This window comes from Kribbella sp. NPDC056861, assembly GCF_040687575.1.
GTDB lineage: Bacteria > Actinomycetota > Actinomycetes > Propionibacteriales > Kribbellaceae > Kribbella.
Window position 1 is genome coordinate 991,846 of sequence record NZ_JBFBNQ010000004.1, and the last position, 17,229, is coordinate 1,009,074.

The 17,229-nt window shown below is 68.9% G+C and carries 19 protein-coding genes; 11 read left to right on the forward strand and 8 right to left on the reverse strand.

Features of this window, described 5'->3' with window-relative positions; genetic code table 11:
- Nucleotides 1-44 precede the first annotated feature (44 nt).
- From AB0P21_RS24245 to AB0P21_RS24260, 4 genes are all read left to right on the forward strand, one after another.
- Nucleotides 45-1,016 carry a WYL domain-containing protein gene (locus AB0P21_RS24245; protein ID WP_363699422.1) on the forward strand — a complete coding sequence of 324 codons (972 nt, stop codon included), beginning with the start codon at nucleotides 45-47 and terminating at the stop codon, nucleotides 1,014-1,016.
- Between the two features lie 67 nt (nucleotides 1,017-1,083).
- The gene (locus AB0P21_RS24250; RefSeq protein WP_363699423.1) at nucleotides 1,084-1,347 is read left to right on the forward strand and encodes a phosphoribosyl-ATP diphosphatase; all 264 of its coding nucleotides are present in this window, start codon (nucleotides 1,084-1,086) and stop codon (nucleotides 1,345-1,347) included.
- A 45-nt stretch (nucleotides 1,348-1,392) separates the two neighbouring features.
- Complete coding sequence (gene hisG, locus AB0P21_RS24255) at nucleotides 1,393-2,238, forward strand: ATP phosphoribosyltransferase (RefSeq protein ID WP_363699424.1); 846 nt, start codon at nucleotides 1,393-1,395, stop codon at nucleotides 2,236-2,238.
- 4 nt (nucleotides 2,239-2,242) lie between these two features.
- Nucleotides 2,243-2,692, forward strand: coding sequence for a PH domain-containing protein (locus AB0P21_RS24260; protein WP_363699425.1), 450 nt, complete (start codon nucleotides 2,243-2,245; stop codon nucleotides 2,690-2,692).
- On the opposite strand, the gene AB0P21_RS24265 is transcribed toward AB0P21_RS24260, so the two are convergent.
- Nucleotides 2,689-3,579: an aldose 1-epimerase family protein gene (locus AB0P21_RS24265; RefSeq protein ID WP_363699426.1), complete on the reverse strand. Its 891-nt coding sequence runs from the start codon at nucleotides 3,577-3,579 to the stop codon at nucleotides 2,689-2,691. The two genes, AB0P21_RS24260 and AB0P21_RS24265, sit on opposite strands and share 4 nt — an antisense overlap.
- A 70-nt stretch (nucleotides 3,580-3,649) precedes the next feature.
- Here AB0P21_RS24265 and AB0P21_RS24270 point away from each other — a divergent pair, with 70 nt between their 5' ends.
- Nucleotides 3,650-4,123, forward strand: a complete 474-nt coding sequence (locus AB0P21_RS24270; protein ID WP_363699427.1) for a group II truncated hemoglobin — start codon at nucleotides 3,650-3,652, stop codon at nucleotides 4,121-4,123.
- On the opposite strand, the gene AB0P21_RS24275 is transcribed toward AB0P21_RS24270, so the two are convergent.
- Both AB0P21_RS24275 and AB0P21_RS24280 read right to left on the reverse strand, forming a co-directional pair.
- Complete coding sequence (locus AB0P21_RS24275) at nucleotides 4,092-4,772, reverse strand: AAA family ATPase (RefSeq protein WP_363699428.1); 681 nt, start codon at nucleotides 4,770-4,772, stop codon at nucleotides 4,092-4,094. The two genes, AB0P21_RS24270 and AB0P21_RS24275, sit on opposite strands and share 32 nt — an antisense overlap.
- On the reverse strand, nucleotides 4,759-5,277 hold the full coding sequence (locus tag AB0P21_RS24280) for a hypothetical protein (RefSeq protein WP_363699429.1): 519 nt from the start codon (nucleotides 5,275-5,277) through the stop codon (nucleotides 4,759-4,761). The genes AB0P21_RS24275 and AB0P21_RS24280 overlap by 14 nt, the downstream gene beginning before the upstream one ends.
- Before the next feature lie 99 nt (nucleotides 5,278-5,376).
- Between AB0P21_RS24280 and AB0P21_RS24285 the strand changes: the two genes are divergently transcribed.
- Nucleotides 5,377-5,871, forward strand: a complete 495-nt coding sequence (locus tag AB0P21_RS24285) for an SseB family protein (protein WP_363699430.1) — start codon at nucleotides 5,377-5,379, stop codon at nucleotides 5,869-5,871.
- On the opposite strand, the gene AB0P21_RS24290 is transcribed toward AB0P21_RS24285, so the two are convergent.
- From AB0P21_RS24290 to AB0P21_RS24300, 3 genes are read right to left on the reverse strand one after another with little or no spacing between them, the layout of a single operon-like run.
- Complete coding sequence (locus tag AB0P21_RS24290) at nucleotides 5,852-8,308, reverse strand: ABC transporter permease (RefSeq protein ID WP_363699431.1); 2,457 nt, start codon at nucleotides 8,306-8,308, stop codon at nucleotides 5,852-5,854. The genes AB0P21_RS24285 and AB0P21_RS24290 overlap by 20 nt on opposite strands.
- The gene (locus AB0P21_RS24295) at nucleotides 8,305-9,054 is read right to left on the reverse strand and encodes an ABC transporter ATP-binding protein (protein WP_363699432.1); all 750 of its coding nucleotides are present in this window, start codon (nucleotides 9,052-9,054) and stop codon (nucleotides 8,305-8,307) included. Before AB0P21_RS24295 ends, AB0P21_RS24290 begins: the two co-directional genes overlap by 4 nt.
- Nucleotides 9,051-9,491 carry a hypothetical protein gene (locus tag AB0P21_RS24300; RefSeq protein ID WP_363699433.1) on the reverse strand — a complete coding sequence of 147 codons (441 nt, stop codon included), beginning with the start codon at nucleotides 9,489-9,491 and terminating at the stop codon, nucleotides 9,051-9,053. Before AB0P21_RS24300 ends, AB0P21_RS24295 begins: the two co-directional genes overlap by 4 nt.
- 110 nt (nucleotides 9,492-9,601) lie before the next feature.
- On the opposite strand from AB0P21_RS24300, the gene AB0P21_RS24305 reads away from it, so the two are divergent.
- On the forward strand, nucleotides 9,602-10,327 hold the full coding sequence (locus AB0P21_RS24305) for a TetR/AcrR family transcriptional regulator (protein WP_363699434.1): 726 nt from the start codon (nucleotides 9,602-9,604) through the stop codon (nucleotides 10,325-10,327).
- A gap of 1 nt (nucleotide 10,328) precedes the next feature.
- On the opposite strand, the gene AB0P21_RS24310 is transcribed toward AB0P21_RS24305, so the two are convergent.
- Both AB0P21_RS24310 and AB0P21_RS24315 read right to left on the reverse strand, forming a co-directional pair.
- Entirely contained in the window at nucleotides 10,329-11,498 is a 1,170-nt protein-coding gene (locus AB0P21_RS24310; protein WP_363699435.1) for a glycosyl hydrolase, read from the reverse strand.
- Between the two features lie 42 nt (nucleotides 11,499-11,540).
- Nucleotides 11,541-12,560, reverse strand: a complete 1,020-nt coding sequence (locus AB0P21_RS24315; protein ID WP_363699436.1) for a LacI family DNA-binding transcriptional regulator — start codon at nucleotides 12,558-12,560, stop codon at nucleotides 11,541-11,543.
- Nucleotides 12,561-12,656: 96 nt separating this feature from the next.
- On the opposite strand from AB0P21_RS24315, the gene AB0P21_RS24320 reads away from it, so the two are divergent.
- Genes AB0P21_RS24320 through AB0P21_RS24335 form a run of 4 tightly spaced genes read left to right on the forward strand, consistent with a single transcriptional unit; the run spans nucleotide 12,657 to nucleotide 17,165 of the window.
- Nucleotides 12,657-13,949 carry an extracellular solute-binding protein gene (locus AB0P21_RS24320; protein WP_363699437.1) on the forward strand — a complete coding sequence of 431 codons (1,293 nt, stop codon included), beginning with the start codon at nucleotides 12,657-12,659 and terminating at the stop codon, nucleotides 13,947-13,949.
- A gap of 3 nt (nucleotides 13,950-13,952) precedes the next feature.
- A complete protein-coding gene (locus AB0P21_RS24325; protein ID WP_363699438.1) occupies nucleotides 13,953-14,831 on the forward strand; it encodes a sugar ABC transporter permease in 879 nt (292 codons plus the stop codon).
- Nucleotides 14,828-15,748, forward strand: a complete 921-nt coding sequence (locus AB0P21_RS24330; protein ID WP_363699439.1) for a carbohydrate ABC transporter permease — start codon at nucleotides 14,828-14,830, stop codon at nucleotides 15,746-15,748. Before AB0P21_RS24325 ends, AB0P21_RS24330 begins: the two co-directional genes overlap by 4 nt.
- Nucleotides 15,749-15,785: 37 nt before the next feature.
- The gene (locus tag AB0P21_RS24335) at nucleotides 15,786-17,165 is read left to right on the forward strand and encodes a discoidin domain-containing protein (RefSeq protein ID WP_363699440.1); all 1,380 of its coding nucleotides are present in this window, start codon (nucleotides 15,786-15,788) and stop codon (nucleotides 17,163-17,165) included.
- The last annotated feature ends 64 nt before the right edge of the window (nucleotides 17,166-17,229 follow it).

Genomic DNA, 17,229 nt, shown 5'->3' on the forward strand with positions numbered 1-17,229 from the left:
TAAACCTGACAGCGAGTGGCAGTGTTCGGCGCTAACCTCGGAACATGCGTTCGAGCCGGCTGCTGCAGATCCTGTTGCTGCTCCAGACGCGCCGCCAACTGACCGCGCGGGAGCTGGCCGAGGAGCTCGAGGTCTCGCTGCGGACCATCTACCGCGACGTCGAGGCGCTCGCTGCCGCCGGAGTCCCGGTGTACGCCGACCAAGGGCGGGCCGGCGGGTATCGCCTGGTCGACGGGTACCGGACCAAGCTCACCGGGCTGAACGAAGGCGAGGCGGCCGCGCTCTTCCTGGTCGGAATGCCTGGACCGGCGGCCGCGCTGGGGCTGACCGAGCAGACGAGTGCGGCCGAGCTGAAGCTGCTCGCCGCGTTGGCGCCGGACCAACGTGATCGCGCAGGCAGGCTGAAGAACCGGTTCCACCTCGACATGCCCGCGTGGTACCGGGACGCGGAGGATTCGCCGTACCTGTCGTCGGTCGCGTCGGCGGTGCTCGAGGATCGCCGGATCAAGGTGATCTACCGGCGCTGGGAGGCGCCGCGCGAGGTGGAGCGGACGCTCGAGCCGTACGGGCTGGTGCTGAAGAACGGCAGTTGGTACGTCGTCGCCGCGACGCCCGGGGGAGTGCGGACGTACCGGGTCTCCAACATCCTGCAGCTCGCGCCGACCGAGGAGGCGTTCAGCCGGCCCGACGGGTTCGATCTGGCCAAGTTCTGGCAGCAGCATCTGGATCGCTTCGAGGAGCAGCGGTTCACCGGCGAGGCGGTGGTGCGGATCGCGCCTCAGTTGGTCGCGCGGTTGGCCGATCTGTCCGCGACCTTGCTGTTGAAGGCGGTCAGCGACACCGGCGCGGAGCCGGCCGAGGACGGCAGCATCACGGTTGCCGTACCGATCGAGTCGATCGGCAACGCCGCGACCCAGCTGATCCGCTTCGGCGACCTGCTGGAGGTCATCGAGCCGCCCGAGCTGCGAGCAGAGCTGAAGCGCCTGGCCGGGACCGTCACGGCGCTGTATTCCTGACCCGGAAGTCCGGGGAACGAGACCTGAACGCAACCTCGCACAGGCCGCCCTCTAGGCTGGGGCCGCGATGAAGACCTTTGACGAACTCTTCGCCGAGCTGGGCGAGAAGGCACTGACCCGACCGGAAGGCTCCGGCACGGTGGCAGCGCTGGATGCCGGCGTGCACACGATCGGCAAGAAGCTGGTCGAGGAGGCCGCCGAGTCCTGGATGGCCGCCGAGCACGAGGGCAAGGACCGGGCCGCGGAGGAGCTGAGCCAGCTCCTCTACCACGCGCAGGTGATGATGCACGCGCTGGGCCTGAGCCTCGACGACGTGTACCGACATCTGTAGGAGCGCACTGCAGACCCGGTTCACATCTCACAGATTGGCCTTCCCATGCTGCGCGTCGCAGTACCCAACAAGGGCTCGCTGAGCGAGGCCGCCACCTCCATCCTGGCCGAGGCCGGCTACCGGCAGCGCCGGACCACCAAGGACCTGTCGCTGACCGACCCGGACAACGGGGTCGAGTTCTACTACCTGCGCCCGCGCGACATCGCCGTGTACGTCGGCGAGGGCACCCTCGACGTCGGCATCTCCGGCCGCGACCTGGTGCTCGACTCGCACGCCGACGCCGACACCATCCTGGAGCTCGGCTTCGGCGGCTCGACCTTCCGGTTCGCCGGCCGGCCGGGCGTCGCGCAGTCGGTCAAGGACCTGCAGGGCAAGCGGATCGCCACCTCCTTCGCGGGCATCCTCAAGGACCACCTGGCCGAGAACGACGTGGACGCCTCCGTGGTCAAGCTGGACGGCGCGGTCGAGTCGGCGGTCCAGCTCGGTGTGGCCGACGTGATCGCCGACGTGGTCGAGACCGGTACGACGCTGCGCCAGGCCGGCCTGGAGGTGTTCGGCGACGTGATCCTCAAGTCCGAGGCCGTGCTGATCCGCCGGCACGGCGTCGAGCAGCCGGCCGGGCTGGAGCAGTTGGTCCGCCGGCTGGAAGGCGTCCTGGTCGCGCGCAACTACGTGATGATGGACTACGACATCCGCGCCGAGGCGGTGGAGGCCGCGAACGCGGTCGCGCCGGGACTCGAGTCGCCGACCGTCTCGCCGCTGCATCGCGAAGGCTGGGTCGCCGTCCGGGTGATGGTGCTGCGAGCCGACGCACAGCGGATCATGGACCAACTCTGGGAGGTCGGGGCGCGTGCCATCCTCACTACGGACATCCACGCCTGCCGGATCTGACGCGATGGCCCCGAAGACGTTGTGGACGTTCCACCCGTGGGCGATCGCGATGATGGCCGGCGCGATGGCGGTGTCGATCGTCGCCGTCTTCGGGGTGATCTGGTTCCAGCTGTCGGACGACGCGCGGGGCACCTTCACCTTGTTCCAGCGAGTCACCCTGCTGGCGTTCTTCGGGACCGTGCTCTATCTGCTGTACCGGATGGCGACGGTGCGCGTCACGGCGTACGAGGACTCGCTGAAGGTACGGAACGTGTTCCGCACGTACAAGTACGACTGGAACGACGTGAAGGGCCTGCGGTTCCGCTCGGGTGACCCGTGGCTGCAGCTGTTCGATGCCGAGGGCAACCGTCTCGGCGTGCTCGCGGTGCAGGCGTCGGAAGGCGCGCGAGCGGGCAAGGCGGCCAAGGAACTGGCCGCCGTCGCCCGCTCCCACGGCGCGGGTCAAGCAGACTAGATACTGACCCGGAAGCTGGTGACGTGCTCGTCACCAGGCTTCAGGACCACCAGGTCGTCGCCGCTCACGAAGGCGTCCGGCGGACACGTCATCGGCTCCACCGCCAACCCGACCCGGTCCAGCGCGTTCGCGGTGTAGAGCTGCATCCAGCGGGTGTCGCTGATCAGCCGCGCCGAGTTGCCCGTCGCCGGGTCGGTCAGCCTGACCTCCCAGGTCGCCGGCAGGTGCGTGAACGCGTTGTCGATGTCGAGGTCCTGCAGCTTGCGCGCCTGCCCGAAGTCGTACGGCGAATCGGCGACCGTCCGCAGACCGACCGGGCTCAGCCGATCCGGCGTCACCTCGAGCCAGCTGTCGGCCGTGAACTCCAGCTCGCACTCGTCGATCTGCCGCCCGACGGTCAGATAGGGATGCGTGCCGTACCCGTACGGCGCATCGCCGGTCCCCACGTTGATCGCGCGGGCCGTGACGCTTAAACCGTTGGTCGGGTCGAGCTGGTAGGCGAGGGTCAGGGCCAGCTGGTGCGGGTACCCCGGTTGCCCGTGCAGCCGGTAGCCGACCTCGACGTACGCCGCGTCGCTGCCGTCGTCCAGTCGCGCCCAGTTGGCCCAGCGGGTCAGGCCGTGGATCGCGTTGCTGCGGGCGGGCTCGGTCAGGTAGAGCTGCTGGTCGACGCCTTGGAAGGTGTACTTGCCGTCGGTGATCCGGTTCGGCCACGGGAACAGGTGCTGCCCGATCCCGGCTCTGGCGGGTTGGTCCTCGGGGTACCCGATCAGCACGTCGCGCCCGGCGTACGAGAGACCGCGGAGGCCACCTCCCACGCTCACCACGGTCCCGGAGTACTCCCCGGCCTGAATGGTCCATTGCTCACCTGACGGAAGAACGCTCATGAGCCCATCCTTGCTCACGCCCGGAGCAGGGTCTTGGCAGGTTCGCGGGTCGGCTGACAGCCTGGGGCGCATGGAGACGGTGTACGAGGCCGCGGGCGGGGCCGACGGGATGCAACGACTGGCGCACGCGTGGCACGAGCGGGTGCTGGCCGACGAGGTGGTGAGCCATGCGTTCAGCCACGGATTCCATCCGGAGCACACCACCCGGCTGGCGGCGTACTGGTCCGAGGCGCTCGGCGGGCCGCCGGCGTTCACGCAGCTCGGCGGCACCGAGACCGCTGTGGTCCGGATGCACAGCGGCAACGGGCCGCACGAGGAGATGGATCGGCTGGCGATCGCTTGCTTCGATCAGGCGCTGGTCGACACCGGGCTGGCCGCGGACGATCGGCTGCGCGGCGTGCTGCACGACTACTTCGCCTGGTCGACCAACGAGACGCTGAGCCGGTACCACGGGTCGGCGGACGACGTACCGGCTGGGCTGAGCATCCCGCGGTGGTCCTGGGACGGGTTGGTCACGACGCCGCCGAGTCGTTCGCCCAGTTGACCGAGCTGGCGATCAGCTCCAGCTCAGGATCATGCGGTACTGCGGGATTGCCGTCGACCACGAGATTCGCGCGGGCGCGGGTGTTCTCGGCGGCGAAGTGGTCGCGCTCCCAGCGCATCCAGTCCAGCCAGTGGTCGCGCAGCGCCTCGCCGTCGCGCTCGATCCCACGGTCGAGCCGGACCTCGTTGCTGGTCTCGATCCAGATCTTGAGCGACTGCCACGCGTCGGCGTCACGGTCGGCCGAGGTGACGCCCTCGACGATCAGCAACTCGATGGTGGCCGGCACCAGGTGCAGTTCGGCGTACGCGTTCGCGTTCCAGTCGTAGCGGCGGTACCGGCCCTCGCGGCCGTCGGCGAGCCGGGTCAGCACGTGGTCGCGGAGCAGGGCGAAGCCTCGTACGGCGCCGTCCCAGCCGTCGTACAGGTCGTCCATGTGCAGTACCCGGGTGTGCAGGCCGCGCGCCTCCGCACGCGCGGCGATGCGGTCGGCCAGGGTGCTCTTCCCGGATCCCGCCGGGCCGTCGATGCTGATCAGCCGGGTTCTGCCGAGCCGGGCAGGCGCTGCCTGGACGTGCTCGAGCAGGCTGTCGATCGTCAGGGGTGCAGTGGTCTGAGGGGTCTCGCTGGTCAGGCGATTAGTTGATTCCATGGCGCTTCAGGATGTCCTCGATCTCGTCGAACTCCGACGAATCCTGACCCTTCGCTGCCTTGGGGGCCTTGGCAGGCTTCGGGGTCTTCGCGGGGCGACCGGCACTGGCCGGCGGGGGGCCGCCGGCGGTCAGTTCGCCGATCGCGTCAGAGGCCGGCCGGGTGGCCGTTTGGGGCTGACTGGCCTTCTCCCTGTTCCCGCCGCGGCCCTTGGCCACACCGGAGACGACGTAGAGCACCACCGAGACGCCGAACAGCGCCACGCCGGCCCATACGGTCGGGGAGAAGATCAGGTGCGTGACCCAGCTGCTGACGGACTTCACCACGTCCCAGATCAGCTCGAGCAGCCCGGTCAGGTACAGCGAGACGGGAAGCAGCGACCAAGCCACGCCACGGACCCCGGAAGCGAGTCCGCGGCGCCGCCAGGCGGCCCAGGACCCGATCAGGCCGAGCAGGGTGAGGCCGACACAGAACGGCAGCAGCGTCAGATCGTTGAAGTCAGGCACCTGTCCAGGCTCGCACACCTGCGCCGGGAACCAAGAGGGGAAAGGCCCTGACCCCACCCTGAAACCGGACCCCGGGACGGCTGAGCGGAGAATGGGCCCGTGCAACCAGAACGGCGTCTCGCTTTCACCGGATTCGACGACGACGACGGCTCGGCCGACGTCGCGCTCAGCCAGGCGCTGACCGCGCGGGACCAGGGCGCGATCCTGGCGGCGCTGACCAAGGCCCGGCTGCTGGTGCCGGTGGTCGCGATGCTCGGCGAGGTCGAGTACGACGAACGCGGGCTGGCGCACGACAAGACCTCGGACATGGCCGTCGCGCTGCTGCGGGGCCAGGACGGGCGGAACGCGTTGCTCGCCTTCACGAGCACCGAGAGCCTCGCGCTCTGGAGCCCGGAGGCACGCCCGATGCCGGCGCAGTCGCAACTGGTCGCGACCGCCGCGATCCAGGAAGGCGCGGCCGCGATCGTGCTCGACGTGGCGGGGCCTGCGCCCGCAGTACTGGAGACGGATGATGTACGCCGTCTTGCCGCCGGCCTCCAGGTGATCAAGCTGGAGGACGGCGGCTACGGGTGGATCAGCCAGCCGGAGAGTTGACCGCGTCCATCGGCTTGGGACGCATCGCCAGACGGCCGGCGATCCCGGTGACCGGCAGGACCAGGAGCAGGACGAGCACGATCCAGCCGAGCAGTAGCCAGATCGGTCCGGACGGGATCGGCCAGCCGCGGGTCGCGATCGCGATCGGGAAGATGCTGAACGCGGCCGCGACCAGCCCCAGGACGAGTCCGAAGGCCGCGATCACCAGATTCTCCAGGTAGAGCATCTTGCTGACCTGCCGGCGGGTCGAGCCGGTCAGCCGCTGCAGCCCGAACTCCCGTCGCCGGTCCAGCACCGCGACGGCGATCGTGTTGATCGAGGCGATCGCGGTGTAGGCGATCGCGATCGCGGCGAGCAGATAGCTGATCCACGCGTCGATCCCGAGCCCGGCGTCGTACTCGGCCGACAGCAGGTCGCGGTCGCCGATGGTTGTCCCGGGCCACTTCTGCAGGTCGATTGCCCTGGGCTCCTTCGTGGTCAGCACGATCTGGCTCGGCAACCCGGCCGTGGTGTGCGCGGCCAGCAGTGCCGAGGGCAACAAGATCGACTCGTACCCCGAGGTGCCGTCGACCAGCGCGACGATCTTCACCTTGACCAGCGTGTCGTCGCCCAGCCGGATGCCGAGTTGGTCGCCGACTCCGACCTTGAGGTGCTTGGCCGCGCCAGGAGGCAGCGCGACCGTGTCTCCGGTCAGTTGCTCCAGCGATCCTGATCGGGCTCTCCCCTTGTAGACAGGGCCGTTCAGTCCGAGCAACGGCCAGGGGTCGCTGGTGTGAGTGGTGTCGTACGGCTCCTCGATCCAGCCCTTGCTCCGGACCAGCTCCGAGGCCGCCGTGACTCCCGGCGTACTGCGGACCTGGTCGAACAGTCCGGCCGGGATGCCGCCGGTGTCGCTGGTGATGACCGTGCTGGCGGCGAGGTTGTCCGTGTACGCCTCGACGGCCGCCTTCTGCTGCGTGGTCTGCGAGTAGATGTTGCCCAGAGCAATCGCTGTCGCCAGCGTGATCGGGACCAGGATCGCCGCGAACTGCACGGCCCGGACCCGGAGGTTGATCGCGGCGAGCACGCCGGTGGTTCCGGCCCGGCGTTCGAGGAAGGCGGTGACCCGGCCGGTGAGCATCGTGCGGATCACCAACGGGCCGAGGACAGCGACCGCGATCGACCCGGTGAGCACAGCCGGTCCGCCGATCGCGGCGGCGTTGGTGGGGCTCATGAAGATCGTCGAGAGGCCGACTCCGACCGTGGCCGCGGCGAACACCGCACCGATGATCAGCCGGACCCGGCTGATCGCGACCGGCGGTACGGCAGCCTCCGTCAGCGCCTGGATCGGGCGGATCCGGGCCGCGCGGCCGGCGGCGAAACCGACTGTCAGCCGCAGAATGACCAGCGTCAGCACCGCGGCACCGGCGTACGGCAGCGGACCTTGGTCGAAGCGCAGCGCCGCCGGGACCACGCCGTTGCTGTTCAGCAGGCCGAAGATCCAGCGCCCCATCGGGCCGCCCAGGAGCAGGCCGGCGGTCAGCGCGACGACCGCCACCAGCATCGTCTCGGCCACGACCATCTTGTGGACCTGGTCAGGGGTCGCGCCGCTGGCTCGCAGCAGAGCCAGTTCGCGGCGGCGTTGCCGGACCGACAGGCCGATGGTCGCGGAGACCACCAGGGCCAGCACCACCGCGACCATGCCGCCGAAGACGCCGGACAGGATGATCAGCGGGAGGCTCGTCGCGATCCCGGCGAACTCGGCCGCGCCGCGATCGTCGCCGGTCAGGGCGGAGACGCCCGCGGGGAGGTCGAGTCGCTTGGCGAGGTCGGCGGGCGCCGTACCAGGGGTCGGGAAGACGCCGATCGCGTCGACGCGGGCGGGGGAGTCGGCTGGGGCGAAGAAGATGGAGGGGACGTCGACGTCGCGCTGGGGTGCGGCGAGTCCGGCGAGGACGAACTCGCGGCTGGTTCCGCTGACGATGACGTTGAGCTGGTCGCCTGGTTTGGCGCTGCCGGCGAGGCGTTGGTCTAGGACGACCTGGCCGGTGGCGGGCGCAGTACCGGTGGTGAGCTTGTACGGCGTGAGTGCGGCCGAGGTCCAGGCGTGGCCGATGAGCGTGTCCTTGCCGGGAGCAAGCACTGCGGGGAAGGAGACGTCGGGGACGGCTTTGGCGACGCCTGGAGTGGTGGCGAGCTTGGCGACCAGAGTGGGGTCGACGCCGTGGCGCTCGGGGTACGCGACGGAGCCGGAGCCGTTCGTCGGGTGGTAGGCGGGACGGCCGGTGACGACGATCGGAGCGGCTGCCAGGCGTTGGGGCGAGGCGTTCAAGCGCAGACCGGTCTCGAGGAGGCCGCCGGCGGCGGAGATCAGCGAACTGCCGAGCACCACCGCGACGAAGATCGCGAGGAAGGCCGCGGTGCGGAACCGCAGGCTGGAGAGGGCTAGCCGGATCATCGTGGTCTCCCCGTGGTGGTGAGGCGGGCGAGGTCGGTGAGTTCGGTGGCGATCGATTCGGGGGTGCGGGCCGGGGAGGTGGAGACGATCCGGCCGTCGACCAGAAAGAGCAGGTTGTCGGCGTACGAGGCGGCGACCGGATCGTGGGTGACCATCACGATGGTCTGGCCCGCGGCGCGGGACTGGTCGCGGAGCAGCGCCAGCACCTCCGTCGCCGTCTGGGAGTCCAGCGCGCCGGTCGGCTCGTCCGCGAACAGGACCGCCGCCGAGCCGGCCAGCGCACGAGCGATCGCGACCCGTTGCTGCTGACCGCCGGACAGTTCGCTCGGGCGGTGCCCGACTCGCTCGGTCAGGCCGACCCGCTGGATCACGTCGGCGACCCAGGTCTCGTCCGGTGCGCGGCCGGCCAGCGTCAGCGGCAGGACGATGTTCTGCCGCACGGTCAGCGCGGGCATCAGGTTGAACGCCTGGAAGACGAAGGCGACGTGCTCGCGGCGAAGCTCGGTCAGGGCGGTCTCGTCGAGGCCGCGCAACGGAGTACCGGCGAGGTGGACCTCGCCCGATGACGGCTCGTCCAGGCCGGCGGCGCAGTGCAGCAGCGTGCTCTTGCCGGAGCCGGACGGGCCCATCACCGCGGTGAAGGTGCCTTCGGCAAACGTGTGGCTGACCCCGCCCAGCGCGGTGACCGCGCCGGGCCCGGCTCCGTAGACCTTCCGTACGTCGGTCAGCTGGACGGGGGCGGTCATCGCAGGACCTGCGGGTCGAGCTGGGACTTGCGGTGGTAGGACTCGTTGGCCCACCAGAGGATCGCGACGCCGAGGCCGAGACCGACGTCGGACCACAGCCACCAGGGCCAGTCGAGGTGCCCGAAGACCGCAAGCGCCAGCCAGATCACGAACTGGATCGCGCAGACTGCCAACCAGCCGACCGTGGCGACCCGCAAGGCGAGCGTCAGCGGGTTCGGCGGTACTGCGTCGTGCAGCCCGGCCAGCACCTCCCGGAGCTGGCCGCGTCGGTGCGCGTCATCGAGCATCAGGTGCCGGTCGGCGGCCTGCGGGGCGGACAGCACGCCCTGGCGGGCCGCGCTGTCGATCTTGGTGTGGGCCGACTGTCGGTCGGCTGGGCTGAGTTCCTGCTCGTCGGGGGATAGCAGCGGGCCGAGGGTTGCCTGGAGTGTGTTCATGAGAAAAAGCGTAGGGATTGAACAGTTATGGCTGGATGGTCCTGGAACCCGTTTCGAGGGTAGATCTAGGCCTACTGCGAACGAGGCGCCCGGTACGGAAGGATGGGGGCATGACTGACCCGCCGGTGCAGCTCCCGCCCGGCCTCGCGTTGGCCTGGGGTGTGCTGCCGGTGCAGCGGCGGGGACCGAAGCCGGCCTTCACGGTCGACCAGATCGTGGCCACCGGGATCGAGTTCGGCGACAGCCAGGGCTTCGAGGCGATCTCGCTGCAGAAGATCGCGGCGCGACTCGGGGTCAGCACCAACGCGCTCTACCGCTACGTCAGCTCCAAGGACGAGCTGATCGTGCTCGTCGCCGAGAAGGCCTGGGGTCGCGCACCGGCGCACATCTCGGCTGCGCCTGACTGGCGGTCCGGCGGCAGGGCGTGGGTGAAGGCCCAGGTCGACCGGTACGCCGACCGCCCGTGGTTGCTGGAGGTGCCCATCCGAGGGGCGCCGGCCACGCCCAACTTGCTGCACTGGCTGGAGACCCTGCTGGAGGTGATGGCCGATACCGGCTTGAGCCAGCACGACGCACTGGGGTGCGCGTTGCTCTTCGACGGCTATGCGCGCAGCTACGCGAGCCTCGCTCGCCAGTTGGGAGCCAGCGACTCGGCTCCGGTCGAGTCGGCCGCCGTCGGCGAGTTCCTGGTACCGCGGTTGCAGGCGGCCGGTTATGACCGGATCTTCGCGATGTACACGAACCAGGAGTACGAGGACACCCTCGACGACGACTTCGACTTCGGCTTGGATCGCATCCTGGACGGCATCCAGGTGTTGATCGACCGGCAGGAGTAGCTCAGCCGGGCAGGATGATCCGGACGGGCCCGGCGGCCCGTGCCTGGGTCCAGGCGAGGTGGAAGGGGCTGCCTGGAGCCAGCTCCGCGCGGCGATCTGGTTGCGTACGGGGGGTGATGGCTGCCTCGAGGCTGCTGGCTGGTCGGGGCTCCACGCCGTTGGCGCGGACCTCGGCGATCACGTCGGCAAGCGCCTGCGCGGCAGGCTTGCGCTGGTGGTCGACGGTGAAGAGACCCAGGTCGTACTCGCGGTCCGGGAAGTCGAGCAGCCGGCGATCGATGTCGTGCGACGACCACCAGGTGATGCCCCACAGCGCTGGGTTGTAGACCACCAACTCGACCGTACGCCGGGTGAACTCCGCTTGGAGCTCCACCGGGATGTCCGGACCCGGTACGCCGATCTCCTGCAGCCAGACAGGTCGTGAACTGTCCAGTGAAGTCGCGGCCGCCAGCTCGACCAGGTAGTCCGCGTGGGTCAGCGTCGCCGGGCCGAGCGGGCCGTCCACCCGGGAAACGCCGTTGAACACCCACGAGTGGACGGTGCTCAGCTCACCCAGGTCGACGACATCGGCCGGGAGGAACGGGTGGTCGGACTTGTACCAGGCGTCGTCGAACAGCGAGTGCAGCGCGAGGACCTCCGGCGCGGCCTTCTTCACGGTGAGCAGCAGGTCTTGGGCCCAGCGGGTGGAGGCTTCCGGGGTGGTCGAGCTGTCCGGCCAGAGGTTGTTGACCTCGTTGCCCAGGGTGATCGCGAAGACGTTCGGCTTGGTGGCGACCGCGCGGGCCACCGCGTCGACGTACGTGGTCAGGCCGTCGCGGACCGTCTCGCTCTCGAACAGGCTGCTGCGGTGCCAGGTCAACGTCCACGACGGCAGGAAGTCGAAGCTGGACAGGTGTCCCTGGATCAGGTCGACCGCAACGGTCAGGCCGTGCTCGGCGGCGGCGTCGATCAGGTCCAGCAGGTCGTCGATCGCGCGCTCGCGGATGATCGCCCGGTTCGGCTGGATCCAGGGCCAGATCGGGAACACCCGGACGTGGTCCAGGCCGAGCCCGGCCAGGTCGGCGAGGTCGCGGCGGACCGCCGCCGGGTCGTAGTCGAGCCAGCTGTAGAACCACCCGGACGACGGGACGTAGTTCGCGCCGAACCTGGGCGTGGCGGGATCCGAGAGCATGCCGACGATGCTAAATCGGTTTAGCAAAAACCGCCAGTCAGGTCAGTGCGCCGGGGGAGCGGTGGACTCGCGGACGGTCAGCACCGGGTCGGCGGTGCGCAGGTTGATCATCGTGGCCGGGTCGGCGATCACGTCCAGCAGCACCTCGGCGGCCTGGCGGCCGAACTCGAAGGTGTCCCGGGAGAGCGCGGTCAGGGCGGGGTGCATCAGCTGGGTCAGGATCGAGTCGTCGAAGGCGACGATGGACAGGTCGCCGGGGACCGAGACGCCCATCTCCATCGCGACGCCCAGGCCGGCCACTGCCATCACGTCGGAGTCGTAGACGATCGCGGTCGGGCGGTGGGACTGGGAGAGCAGTTTGCGGGTGGTGGCGGCGCCCTCGGCATCGCTGAAGTCGGTGGTGAGTGAGGGGGCGTCGATCAGCCCGAGCCGGGGTGCGGCGTCGCGGACGGCGCGGATCCGGCGCTGCGTGTGCTGGAAGTTCGGCGTACCGGCGACGTGGGCGATCCGGCGGTGGCCGAGCGCGGCGAGGTAGTCCACGATCGCGAGCATCGCGTCGCGGTCGTCGGCCCAGACGGAGGCGAGTGCGCCCTTGCCGCCGCGGCCGCCGATCACGACGGCGGGCAGTTCGAGCGCCCGGAGCGCGTCGATCCGCGGGTCCTTCACGGTCAGGTCGACCAGGATCACGCCGTCCACCCGGTGCTCGGACGCCCAGCGCTTGTAGACCTCGATCTCGGCCTCGGTGTCCTCGACGATCAGCAACTGCAGCGAGATCGAGCGCGCGGACAGCCCGGACTGCAGCCCGGAGACCAGATGGGCGAAGAACGGCTCGACCCCCAGCGTGCGGGCCGGCCGGGCGATCACCAGCCCGACGGAGTCGACCCGGGAGGCGCCCAGCGCGCGGGCGGCGCTGTGCGGCCGCCAGCTCATCTGCTCGGCGATCTGCAGGATCCTGGCCCTGGTCGCGTCGCTGACCCCGGGCCGCCCGTTCAGCGCGAACGACACCGCACCCTTGCTGACGCCGGCCTTGTCGGCGATGTCCGCGATCGTCGGTCGTGCCATCGGAGCCCCTCCCTCACCTGTACGTCCCCTTGACAGCGGATTCTACGATGTGGATAGTGCAGGAGCTATACCGGTTTATCACCTCAGGAGAATTCCATGCGTAGTCGTCGTCTGACCGGGGTGGCAGCGCTCGCTGTCGCCGCCCTCACTCTCGCTGGTTGTGGCCTCGGTTCCGCCGACGACACGTCGTCGGGCAGCAAGCCGACCGTCGACGCCAACGCGCAGGTGACGGGCGAGGTGAGCTTCCAGACCTGGGCGCTCAAGCCCAAGTTCACGTCGTACGTCGAAGGGGTGGTCAAGGCCTTCGAGGCGAAGTACCCCGGGACCAAGGTGACCTGGCTGGACCAGCCCGGTGACGGCTACGACAAGAAGGTGCTGAGCCAGGCCTCGGCCGGCCAACTGCCCGACGTGGTCAACCTGCCGCCGGACTTCGCGCTGCCGCTGGCCAAGCAGAACATGCTGCTCGACGTCGGCGCGGCCGACCCGAAGATCGCCGAGGAGTACGTCGAGGGCGGCGTCGCGGCGTACAAGTACCAGGGGCAGGACGGCACCTTCGGCTACCCGTGGTACCTGAACACCGACATCGACTACTGGAACGCGACCAAGTTCGCGGCCGTCGGCCTGGACGCGAAGAACCCGCCGAAGACCTTCGACGAGCTGCTCGCGGCCGCCAAGGTGATGCACGACAAGTCGGGCGGCAAGGAGTACATGATGAGCCGCCTGCCCGGCATCGGCGACTTCACCAACGCCGGCGTCAAGGTGCTCTCCGACGACGGCAAGTCGTTCACCTTCAACACCCCCGAGGCCGTCGCGCTGCTGGACAAGTACGCCGCCGCCTACAAGGCCGGCTACCTGCCGCGCGACATCCTGACCCAGGAGTACCTGGGCAACTCCAAGCTCTTCACCCAGAACAAGGTCGCCTGGACCACCGGCGGCGGCAACGCGATCGTCGACATGCAGAAGGACAACCCCTCGCTGAAGGGCAAGGTCGTCCCGTCGCCGGCGCTCGACACTCCGCCGCTGTACGTGCAGGGCCTGTCGGTCTCGGCCAAGACCAAGAACCAGGCGGCCGCGATCGCGCTGGCCCGCTTCGTCACCAACGCCGAGAACCAGGCCGCGTTCGCGAAGATCGTCAACATCTTCCCGTCCACCAAGGCCTCCGCGCAGGACCCGTACTTCTCCAAGTCCGACGGTACGCCGGAGTCCGACGCCAAGGTGCTCGCGTTCGAGTCGCTGGCCAAGGCCAAGGCGCTGCAGCCGGCCGTGATCAGCGGGGCCACCAACGACTTCATCAACCAGCAGATCTCGCTCGCGATCTCCGGCAAGGTGACGTCCAAGGCAGCTCTCGACGCCGCGGTGGCCAAGGCCAACCAGCTGCTCGCGTCCTGATCGATGCGCTACCACCGCTGGTTCACGCCCTGGGTGCTGGTCGTCCCGGCCCTCACCTGGTTGCTGGTGTTCAACCTCTGGCCGTCGATCAACACCGTCATCCTGTCGTTCACCAACGCCAAACCGATCGGCGGCGGCACCTTCGTCGGGCTGAAGAACTTCGAGGCCCTGCTGCACGACGAGCAGTTGCGCTGGGCGCTGCTGAACAGCGTCATCTACATGGTGGTCTGTCTGCCGTTCCTGACCATCCTGCCGCTGCTGCTCGCCGTGCTGGTGGAGAAGAAGCTGCCCGGAATCACCTTCTTCCGGACGGCTTTCTACACCCCGGTGGTCGCCTCGGCCGTGGTGGTGGCGCTGATCTGGCAGTGGATCCTGGACGACCGCGGCCTGGTCAACGGGCTGGCCGAGAAGCTCGGCGTGATCTCCGGGCCGCTGCCGTTCCTCAGTGACCAGTGGCTGCTGCTGTTCAGCGCGATCAGCCTGACGATCTGGAAGGGCCTCGGGTACTACATGATCATCTACCTGGCCGCCCTCGGGAACGTCGGCCGCGAGCTGCACGAAGCGGCCGCGGTGGACGGCGCCTCGGCGTTCCGCCGGTTCACCAACATCACCATCCCGGGCGTGCGCGGGACGATGATCCTGATCTCGATCCTGATCGCCGTGTCGGCGCTGCGGGTCTTCTCCGAGCTGTTCATCCTGAGTGGTGGGAAGGGCGGTCCGGGTGGCCGGGACAACTCGGTGGTGATGCTGATCCAGCAGTACAGCCAGGGCTTCGAGGGCAACCTCGGCTACGCCTCCGCGCTGTCGATCGTGCTGTTCTTCGTCACCGTGGTCCCGATGCTGGCGCTGGCCCGGCTGAACAAGAAGGCGGCGGACGCATGAGCATCGTGACCGACCCGGCCCGGCCGGTCGCAGTACCCGACGACCCCGGTACTCCGCCCCGCCGGCGCCGCCGCAGCACCCTCGGCTTCAACTCCGTCTCGCCGACCGAGAAGGTGGTCCGGTACCTGCTGCTGGCGTTCGTGCTGCTGATCACGATCGGCCCGTTCCTGTGGCAGCTGTCCACCTCACTGAAGGGTTCGGGGGAGGACATCTACACCCGGATCCCGCGGTTGCTGCCGTCCCAGCCGACCTTCTCGCACTACGGGGAGGTGGCCGACACCATCCCGGTGTGGGACTACATGCGCAACTCGCTGCAGGTCGCCGTACTGGTGGTCGGCGGCAACATCGTCGGCTCGACGCTGGCCGGCTTCGCGTTGTCCCGGCTGGAGTTCCGGTTCCGCAAGATCGTGCTCGGGCTGTTCCTGGCGACCCTGGTGCTGCCTGGCGAGGTCACGATCATTTCGCAGTACGTGACGGTGCGGGAGCTGGGTCTGGCGAACACCCTGTTCGGGGTCGCGCTGCCGGGCATGATCGGCGCGCTGAACGTGCTGCTGATGTACAACGCGTTCCGCTCGCTGCCGGTCGAGGTGGACCAGGCCGCGGTGGTCGACGGCGCGAACGTCTGGCAGCGGCTGCTCTACATCGGGCTGCCGTCGGTGCGCGGGACGATCAGCGTGGTGGCGATCTTCGCCTTCATCGGCGCCTGGGACGACTTCCTCTGGCCGCTGATCGTGCTGACCGACCCGGACAAGTACACCCTGACCGTCGGGCTGCAGTACCTGTCCGGCACCTTCAGCAACAACCCCCGGCTGATCGCGGCCGGCACCATGATCGCCTTCATCCCGATCGTGATCGTGTTCGCGGTCTGCCAGCGATTCTTCTTCAAGGGCGTCGAGGAGGGCGCCGTGAAGGGGTAAGTACCCATTGCAATCCGCCCATTGCAAGGAGTCCGACATGTCCCCCAGCCCGCTCTTTCCTTCCTTCCCTTGGTTGCGTAAGGCAATCACCTGTGTGGCTGCCGCCGTCCTCGGTGCCGCCACCCTGACCGCACCAGCAGCCCACGCCGGTCCGACGGCCGACAGCAAACGGGTCGTCGTCTACTACCAGACGCAGTACCTCAACGGGACCTACGTCTCGCCCAAGGCGATGACCGACAACGTCACCGGCGTCACCAACGTGCTGGTCGGCGCGATCCACCTCAACACCGACACCGTGCACCTCAACGACGATCCGCCCGAAGCCGCCAAGTTCACCCAGATGTGGGCCGACCTGCACGCGATGCAGGCCAAGGGCGTCAAGGTCTCGGCCTTCGTCGGCGGCGCGGCGCAGGGCAGTTTCCAGCGGCTCGACACCGAGTTCGCGAAGTACTACCCGCGGCTGAAGAGCCTGGTCACGACGTACGGGCTGGACGGTCTCGACCTGGACGTCGAGGAGAACATGTCGCAGGCCGGCATCAACCGGCTGGTCGACCAGCTGACCACCGACTTCGGCACCGGCTTCATCATCACGCTGGCGCCGGTCGCGACCGCGTTGAGCGGTGGCGGCAACCTGTCCGGCTTCAACTACGAGACGCTCGAGCGTGACCGCGGCGCGAAGATCGACTGGTACAACGCGCAGTTCTACTGCGGCTGGGGCTCGATGGCGAACACCACCGGGTACGACAACATCATCAACCGCGGCCTGTTCACTCCCGCCAAAGTGGTGGCCGGTGTGGTGACCAACTCCGCCAACTGCGGCGGCTACGTCGCCCTGCCGACCCTGAAGAACACGCTGGCGGCGCTGGTCGCGAAGTACCCGACCTTCGGTGGCGTGGACGGCTGGGAGTACTTCAACTCCGACCCAGGCGGTACTGCGGCACCGTGGCAGTGGGCGCGCGAGATGACGTCCGCGATGTCAGGCGGTTCCACCGGCCCGGTCAACCTCGCTCTGAACAAGCCGGCCACTGGATCGGCTGCCTGCGCGACCACCGAGGGCCCGGCCAAGGCAGTCAACGGCAGCGTCTCGGGTGGCAACGCCGACAAGTTCTGCTCACTCGCCACGACGAAGTACCTGCAGGTCGACCTCGGCTCCTCGCAGCCGCTCGGATCGGTCGAGCTCTCGCACGCCGCGGCCGGCGGCGAAGCGGCCTCGTTCAACACCCGCGCGTTCACGGTCCAGACCTCCACCAATGGCACGACCTGGACCACCCGCGCTACGGTGACCGCCAACACCGCGGCCGTCACGACCCACTCGGTCGCCGGCGTCACCGCCCGCTACATCCGGCTCAACATCACCACCCCGACCCAAGGCACCGACCCCGCAGCCCGCATCTACGAGCTGAAGGTCTTCGCCTAGCAGTCCCCTGAGCGGCTCAGCCCCTTTCCTGCTGGGCCGCTCAGGCCTTCTCCGGCGCTAGGTT